The sequence below is a fragment of the Glaciihabitans sp. GrIS 2.15 genome, from assembly GCF_035984695.1.
Classification (GTDB): domain Bacteria; phylum Actinomycetota; class Actinomycetes; order Actinomycetales; family Microbacteriaceae; genus Lacisediminihabitans.
Genome location: NZ_JAXCHU010000009.1, coordinates 129,477 through 136,910 on the forward strand (window position 1 = coordinate 129,477; position 7,434 = coordinate 136,910).

The window sequence follows — 7,434 nt, forward strand, 5'->3', positions numbered from 1 at the left end:
TTTTTGACGTTTGGGCCAGATGGATGCGGTGCGGATGAGCGATTTCGGGGGATGAAACTTAAAAAGCACTCCAGCGGACAATGTGGCGCGAATCTGGGCGCGTTGAATTGTCCGGGAGTGCTGTGATCGGTGACTGATGAAGGTGTCGCGACGTTTACGTCGTGTCGAGTGAGTTGGGTCCGGGGTCGTCGAGCGACTGCAAGTACACCTTGCGACGCTCCTCGCGCTCTATTCTTCGCTTGTCGACGTAAGGGCGGTAGGCGATGCTGAAGTTTCGTTTTTTCTTCGGGGTGCCCCATGCGAGCTTTTTCATGAACGACGAGATTGTTCGGATGTTGAACGCGACGAGGAGGAGTGTGACGAAGACTTGTGCGGCGGCATAGCCGCGGACTTTTCGCCGGGAGGCCGAGCTGAGTCCTTCGAACCCGTTGTCTTTGAGTTGACCGAAGGTTCCTTCGGCGGAGTTGCGTGCGGATGTGAGCAGCTCCTCGTGCTCGACGGTTCCGTAGTCTTTGTCCTGCTCGAATTTGATGTAGGCGTGCGCCGGGAACTTGACTGAGGTCTTGGAGCAGATCTCTAGCTTCTCGGACGGCCTGTACTTTGGCTGCACCGCGACCTTTGCCTTCTTAGACGACTTGTTGTGCACGTCGCGGAAGATGCACGTGATCGTCGCGCCGGGCCCGAATGCGGGACACATTTTCTTCACGCTGTTGTCCGCTGCTGGTCGCTCCTTGTTGCGAAGTGCGTACTGTTTGCGCTGGCTGATCCTCAACCTGTAGGTTTCTTCGGTTTCCGTGCCGGCGTTGAAGTCGAGGGTTGCGTTGATGAGGTTTGTTGGCATGCCTGGGCAGTAGTGATTGCCTTCGACCTGCTTTGCTCCGGCGTAGCCGCCTTTGTGGCCGAGTGTGTCGACTCGATAGCGCGTGAGGGGTCTGAAGCCGGTATCAATCGATTGCAGGTGCAACTTTTCGATGTCGGCGTGGGCCCAGTAGTCGTTGTCGGCGGCAGCGTATCCGGGTTCATGTCCGCGCCCCACGATGGACTTCATGAGCGAGACGGCTTCGGCGGATACGTCGCGCCCGGGAAGGCTGAAGGTGAGGGCCATGATCAGCAGCGGGAAGGGGGTCTTCTCATTCGAATTGTTTGTTACGCGGATTGCGACGTTGGCGGCCCATCCCCATTTCATCTCTCCCGACTTGGCGCCAGGAGCTTCATCCCGTTTGTCCGGGCGCATGATGTAGAGGCCGGCGAAGACCTCGCCCACCAGTCGGTCTTTGAGTTTTTTGTTGCGGGACTTGCGTTCGTCACGAGTTGTGGGGCGCTCGAGGAGGTCGAGTTCTGTGGCGAGTTGAAGGGTTTCTTCGTCTCGGGCTTTCGTGAAGGAGTTGACGCTCACCGGGGCGATGAAGGTTTGGTCGAAGGAGATGTTGACTTTGCGGTCGGCTCGTCGGATTTCGCGGCTTTGCATCATGAATGACATCTGAAGAAAGGCGTTTGAGAACCAGTCGAGGCGAGCTTTGCAGCGGCGGGCCCGGTTCTTGTCGTGTTCTTCGAGCAGGCAGCGGCGTTGATCAAACCCTTGCAGAAAGCGAGGTTGGACGTAAGGGTCCATTGGTTCGAGTAGGCGCTGGAAGGCGTTGCGGCAGGCGTTGTAGAGGTTGTGCATGGCAGCTTCGTCGAGGTAGTCGATCCCGTCGCGGGTGAGTCCGAGGTACTCTCGTGCGTCGGGACCGAGGCGGTACGCGAAGATGTTGGTGACGTTGGTCATCCACATTGGCCGCTTCTCTGTGGCGAGAAGGAGGAGCGCAATCAGCGTCAGGCGGTCGTCGATGCGGGCGGGTTGGCCGCCTGGGCCTTTGGGGCCGCCGTCTTCCAGCCGCCATGCGGGCAGTAAACCCAGAACACCTGTTGCGCTTACGCGTTGGTCGGCTACTCGGACCTGCGCCAAAGTGATTGCGGGTTCGTCGTTGCCGCCGGAGCGAAGCTCTTCTCCGGTGAGTCCGAGGAACTCGTCGGCGATGTCGTCTTGGATTTCTCCGTAGGGATCCCAGTCAACGTCCGCTGCGCTGTCGCTGGTGTAGTTGCTTGCTCCTCCGTTGCTGATTCCACTCATCGGGAAAGCTCCGGCCCGGTGATAGCGGCCAGGTGCTGGTCGATTGGGTGAGGCTGCATGGCACGAACAAAGCTGTCGAGTGAGACAACGGTTGCGAGGCCGGACAGGTTGAGGATGAGGTCGAGGGGAAGACCTTGGTTGAGGAGTCCGACGATCCAGGTGGCGCGCAGTCGTGTGACTGACGGGGTCGGGATGGTGGGGGTGTCGATACCGAACTGGTGGATCACGCGTGCGGGGTATTCAGGCAGGCGATATCCGGTGAATGCCCATTCGTCCGCCGTCCGGTCGCCGAGACCGGTGATGAGCGAGGGGACCCATCGATTTCTGACGGGGATCACGCGCGGGTGCTTGCCGCTCACGGTGACGGTGGCGTGGGATTCGTGGACCCGGACGTCTCCGACCCGCAGGAGTGCGACCTCCTCTGGTCGAAGCCCGGCGCCGGCGCCCAGTCCGAGAACCAGATGTGCGTTGGCGCGACGAGACTCGGTCGTATGGGCCAGAGCGCTGCCGCGGTGGTGCATCAGCTGGGTTTCTGTGTAGGTCGGTGCGATGTGCGATGTTCGCTTCTGTCGGATTGGGTCGACACCGGAGGTGTGAGCGACGAGGCGGGACAACCGTTGCGCGGTGCCGGCACGGTACGTGTCGCTGTGGTTGCGCATCTTCTGTTCGTTGAACATGGCGACGAGATCGAGGCGGAAGACCTCCTCAGCGTCGAGGGCGACGCCGTGGCTTTGCCAGGCCCAGAAAGTGAACCTCGCCGCAGTGCAGAGGTAGTGGCTGGTCACACCAACGGTTCGCAGGTCAAGTGAGGTAACGGTGTCGCGAACAAATTGGGCGATGGAGGGCCAGGACTCGCCAGCTTCTGGGAGGCGGTAGTTGTCGATGCGTCGCTGCACGGCGAGGATGGGCGCGCTCAACGGGCGCCTCCTGCGGTGAGAGGGGTGAGGGTAGTTGTTGATTCGTAGGGGTTGGTCACGTAATAGGGACATGCGGCACTGGCACACCGCTAGGGCGAGATAAGACCTTTTTTGTCTTACCGGCCAGTAAGCTTCGAACCTGTGACGGATCCTAGCTACAGGCCACGGGACTATTGCCGCCCGGCGGCAGGTTTCGGTCGTGATGCTGCAGTCTCGTTCAGTGGCACGGCGAAAGTTGTGGGGAGCGAGCTGGATCTGCGCCAGGCCGCGAGACTGCACCATGATCATGCTCTTCGGATTCGCACGACTCTCGCCGTACAGGGCTGCCCGTTGACGGAGTACGCGAGGCTGTCCGGTATGAACTACCGGCGACTCACTCGCCTTCTCGGTGGGTACATCGTCATGCAACTTGCCGACATTGCGAACGCTAATCGAACCCTCACCGCGATCGCTCAGACCAAACGAATCGAGGCAGAGGTGACGTCTAACCCCCCGGGATGATCGCATTCCGCAATACCAGACGGTCGGTTGACGGGGTGACCGGAACGAAGCGGAGGAATCGGTCGAGGGCTTCGGGTGAGCTGAGTCCGGCGGCGCGAAGGAGCGGGACAAGTGGTGTGCCGGCTTCGAGATGATTGACGATCCAGGTCGCGTGCATGCGCCGGGTGGTCAGCGGCAGGCGCGCCGGATCGCGGGAGACGAAATCGGTGATGAGGTTGTGGTTGAGGCTCGAGCGGTTTTGTCGGAAAACGTACCCGTCGGCGATCCGGTCGAGGTGGTCGATCAACTGATCCTCCCATCGGGCGAGGACCGGAATATCCCGTGCTCGATCGCCCGACACACGGATCACAACCCCGGCATCGTCGACGTCGATGTCTGCCGCAGTGAGGGCAAGTATCTCCCTTCCCGCAAGTCCCGCTCCGAGACCGAGAGCAAGGAGCGCCTCCGCGTTCGATCGGCGCCCCACGGTCTGCTGGTTGACTGCCCACCCTCGGAGGAGGGTGACCTGGCTGGGGGAGTAGGGCTGAGATGGGTCGCTGCCGCCAAGCGGTCGTAACTCAGGAGGTTCGGCGTCGGGCAGGACGGTTTCGGAGACCCTCAGCAGTCGGGAGCGCAGCGTATTGCGTCCAGCGTTGCTGCGGTAATGATGAAGGCCCATCCCGACGAACGACTCGATTGCTTCGACAGTGAAAATAACGTCTCGCTCCAGCGGCCATCCTTGCGATTGCCATGCCCAGAGAACGAGAGGAGTGACTGCGGCGAACAGATCCCGTTCGTTGTAAACACTCTCGGCTGCGGCTTCGCGGACGGCATCCGTCACGAACTCCCCGATCGTTGACCAGTACGGGCCGGCGACCCGGGGGAAGAAGGTGGGAACGACTTGCTCGCTCATCAGCCGTTCACCGCTTCGATGCCGGCGAGCAAACGGAAGGACTTGAGCTCGGCCGCCAAGCCGCACCAGAGCACCCGTCCGGTGTCATCGACCCTGATGAGATCGCTCTCGTTAGCGACCGTTTGGTACCAAGCCGATCCAACAGTCGTCGTCCCGTGAGCGCCGAGCCTCTCCTGCCTGGTTTGTCGGCGTTCGTGATCACGGACGAGCCGTCCAAACCGGAAACACGGGTTGGTAACCGGCGCCTCCGAGAAGTAGCGAGAGATTCCCTCGGGCGCGACCGGAAAGCAATCGTCACGAATTCCGGTGCTCATATCTCGTCCTTCAAATTGGCGACACGCGCCGGGATAATCATGCGCGCGGGAGCGGCCCGTACCACGACATTTCCAGCAACGCAGTAGCGCCGTTCCCGCGCACGCGCACACCCGATCGATGAGCCGGGCAACTGCCGCGCATGAGTCACCTGGACCCGCCCGCACTGGGTGGGCCGGGAAGGCCTCATGGACGGATCGACCGAATACCAGAAACTGCTCGACGATTACGTTGACCTCGCAAAACGTCCTGCTCGCATGCGCAACCTCGACGAGTCGGCAAGCGTCACATACTTCTACGCGGAACTCGCCTACATCGGGGGCGCCCGCGACCCGAACGACAAGTCACTCGTCTCGAAGTGGACGCGCAATCTGCACGCGTTGGAGGACTACACGAAGGCGAACGGTTTTCCTCGAGATAACAGGCGGAAGTCCGAGTCATTCATGCCCGAGTACCGCCGGCTGCTCGTTTTCGTGAACACCGAGCTCCGCGCTACAACGATGGGTTACCGGTGCACTTATCAGCGACGTCGACTCGAGGGAATCGACGGTTACATCGAGACTTCCAGGATCGATACGTGGGGGACGCAGTTGGAGGCCTACCGAACCTTCGTGATCAGCCGCGGCGTGCAGCCTCGACGTCGCAGCGACGACCCGGTCGAACGAAGAATAGCCAACTGGGGAGACCGGCAGCGCGCCGCTTATCGACGCGGAGCCCTATCCGAGGAGCAAGTCACTGCAGTCGAGGCCGCGGTTCTCTAGTCTCGGAGACTCTCCTCGTAGCTCGAGTTCCCCTAATCGTTCACTTGGCTTGTAGCTCTGCAACTAGCCGCATGAGGCCTTCTTCGCTGACAATGGAGATCCCATAGTCGCGCGCTTTAGCGGCTTTGCCGGAAAGTGAATCCGGATCCGCTGCGGCGAGGACTCGTACCTTCTTGTTGACGTAGTTGATCCAAACTAGACCGAGGGACTCGAGTTCCTCTGCCCAGTCGTCTCGCTGACGGATCATTTCCCCGGTGAGAACGACGAGATCGCCCGCATGGAGTTTGAACTCCGCGAGCTCGACAGTGGAGACCTCCAGCAACGCCGCTGGATTGACATGCCAAGCGGCCGGCGGTTCCAGCGATTTTTGGACAGCATCATCAGGGATGAGGAGGAGCTTCGAGACCGTGGCAAGGTCGGATCGTTCCATGTCTGTGAGCACTCGGTCAGACCAGGCAATGGTCGCCAGGGCTTGATAGTAATCCAGATGAAGCTGTTCGCAGGCCGCACGTCCGAGTTCGAGCTCATCGGCCAGTTTCACGAGGTCGTCGGCTTCATGAGCGGAAATGTGATGATCGATCAGGGCCCGATCGAGTAACGCCAAATAGCTCTGCTCGGCCTCAGACCCCGCATGCTCGGGAAGGCGGACGGCAATACGTTCGATGAAGTGCGGCTCGAGATGGTCGTCAGCGGGCCGCGGCTTCCACTGCACCCATTCGCCAGCAATGGGTCTCCACGCTGCGCGGGCGCTCGCGATTGAATCCGCCCAAAGCTGCTCGTTCGGTGTCGCTCGGATGTACTCGCCGAGCAGAAGAGCGGTCGCGTACGCATCAGCGGCTGCTCGGTGTGCGCCGTTGATGTTGATGTCGAAATGATCGCAGCAGTCAGCTAATGATCTGCCGGCGCCCGGGATGATGTCGGCGGCGAGCAGCATCGTGCAGAGAACCGCTAGCGGGACGCCAGGTCCATAGCCGATCCGGGTGAATTCCTCGTCCAGAAATCCAATGTCAAAGCGGGCATTATGCGCGACGAGTACCCGGCCGGAGAGCCGTTCGACGAGTTGCGGCGCAACTTGTCCGAAGGTCGGGGCGTCGAGGATGTCACTCGCTTTGACGCGGTGGATGGACTGCTTGCCGAGATCGCGATGCGGGTTCACCAGAGTGTCCCATTCACCTTCGATGACGCCGTTCACGTCGACATGAATGACGGCGACCTCGATGACGCGATCTCGGCCTCCAGGGAAAAGGCCGGTGGTCTCAAAGTCAATGACCGCGAAGCCGCCGGACGCAGAAGTACTCGAACTTCCCTCCACTGCCCGGTCGCGTCCACGCAGCCGACCCAGGATGTTGTGCATACGCGGATAGTACCGTTGCATCCCCCTCGCGGCGGACTCGGGAGGAGGAGTGGTCCTGACCTGCCTATTGCTGGGAGCAGGATGGTCCTATGACCAATGCCACTGAAGTTGAGATCGTGAGCGACCGAGCGCACCGGGAGGTCGATTTGAAGTTTTCGCCGCAAAGCAGCGATAGCGAAGATATAGACGAGTTGCAGGACGTAGTGTTGCCGTCCATCGACGGCGCATCAATGAAGTCGAACATTCGGGACTCATTAGTAACAGTGAGGGCTCGGGACTTCGACGAGGTCGTCGAGCGCATTGCCGCGGCATACCGGGCCCGTGGTCTAAACGTCAGCAGGAAGACCGTTACGCCGCGCGACTAGTGATCCCTAGGGTCGGGGCCGCTGTCCTGAATGCGCTGGGGAAGCCTCGATGGCAACTACATGCGACGTCTACGAGGTTGGGGATAGCCGGTGATAACTGAAGCGGCGACAGGCGACCTCGAGCCTTAGCCTGAATCCACCGTTTCGGTTTGTTGAGGGTGTCTTTTCGATTTCTTTCGGATGCTGTCGTGGGTGGGCGTGACGATGGGCCCGGCCTTG

At 60.7% G+C, this 7,434-nt stretch carries 8 protein-coding genes; 3 read left to right on the forward strand and 5 right to left on the reverse strand.

The window, feature by feature from the left end; genetic code table 11:
* Positions 1–154: 154 nt before the first annotated feature.
* Complete coding sequence (locus RCH11_RS13880) at positions 155–2,113, reverse strand: hypothetical protein (protein WP_327057608.1); 1,959 nt, start codon at positions 2,111–2,113, stop codon at positions 155–157.
* On the reverse strand, positions 2,110–3,030 hold the full coding sequence (locus tag RCH11_RS13885; RefSeq protein ID WP_327057609.1) for a hypothetical protein: 921 nt from the start codon (positions 3,028–3,030) through the stop codon (positions 2,110–2,112). The genes RCH11_RS13880 and RCH11_RS13885 overlap by 4 nt, the downstream gene beginning before the upstream one ends.
* 141 nt (positions 3,031–3,171) lie before the next feature.
* Here RCH11_RS13885 and RCH11_RS13890 point away from each other — a divergent pair, with 141 nt between their 5' ends.
* The gene (locus tag RCH11_RS13890) at positions 3,172–3,531 is read left to right on the forward strand and encodes a hypothetical protein (protein ID WP_327057610.1); all 360 of its coding nucleotides are present in this window, start codon (positions 3,172–3,174) and stop codon (positions 3,529–3,531) included.
* Here the strand turns inward: RCH11_RS13890 and RCH11_RS13895 are convergent.
* Both RCH11_RS13895 and RCH11_RS13900 read right to left on the reverse strand, forming a co-directional pair.
* Positions 3,515–4,423 carry a hypothetical protein gene (locus RCH11_RS13895; protein ID WP_327057611.1) on the reverse strand — a complete coding sequence of 303 codons (909 nt, stop codon included), beginning with the start codon at positions 4,421–4,423 and terminating at the stop codon, positions 3,515–3,517. The two genes, RCH11_RS13890 and RCH11_RS13895, sit on opposite strands and share 17 nt — an antisense overlap.
* Entirely contained in the window at positions 4,423–4,737 is a 315-nt protein-coding gene (locus RCH11_RS13900; RefSeq protein WP_327057612.1) for a hypothetical protein, read from the reverse strand. Before RCH11_RS13900 ends, RCH11_RS13895 begins: the two co-directional genes overlap by 1 nt.
* 186 nt (positions 4,738–4,923) lie before the next feature.
* Here RCH11_RS13900 and RCH11_RS13905 point away from each other — a divergent pair, with 186 nt between their 5' ends.
* Positions 4,924–5,496, forward strand: coding sequence for a helicase associated domain-containing protein (locus RCH11_RS13905; RefSeq protein WP_327057613.1), 573 nt, complete (start codon positions 4,924–4,926; stop codon positions 5,494–5,496).
* A 40-nt stretch (positions 5,497–5,536) separates the two neighbouring features.
* On the opposite strand, the gene RCH11_RS13910 is transcribed toward RCH11_RS13905, so the two are convergent.
* Complete coding sequence (locus RCH11_RS13910; RefSeq protein WP_327057614.1) at positions 5,537–6,850, reverse strand: exonuclease domain-containing protein; 1,314 nt, start codon at positions 6,848–6,850, stop codon at positions 5,537–5,539.
* An 89-nt stretch (positions 6,851–6,939) separates the two neighbouring features.
* Between RCH11_RS13910 and RCH11_RS13915 the strand changes: the two genes are divergently transcribed.
* Positions 6,940–7,215 (forward strand): hypothetical protein, encoded by a 276-nt coding sequence (locus tag RCH11_RS13915; RefSeq protein ID WP_327057615.1) that lies wholly within the window; start codon positions 6,940–6,942, stop codon positions 7,213–7,215.
* Positions 7,216–7,434 lie beyond the last annotated feature (219 nt).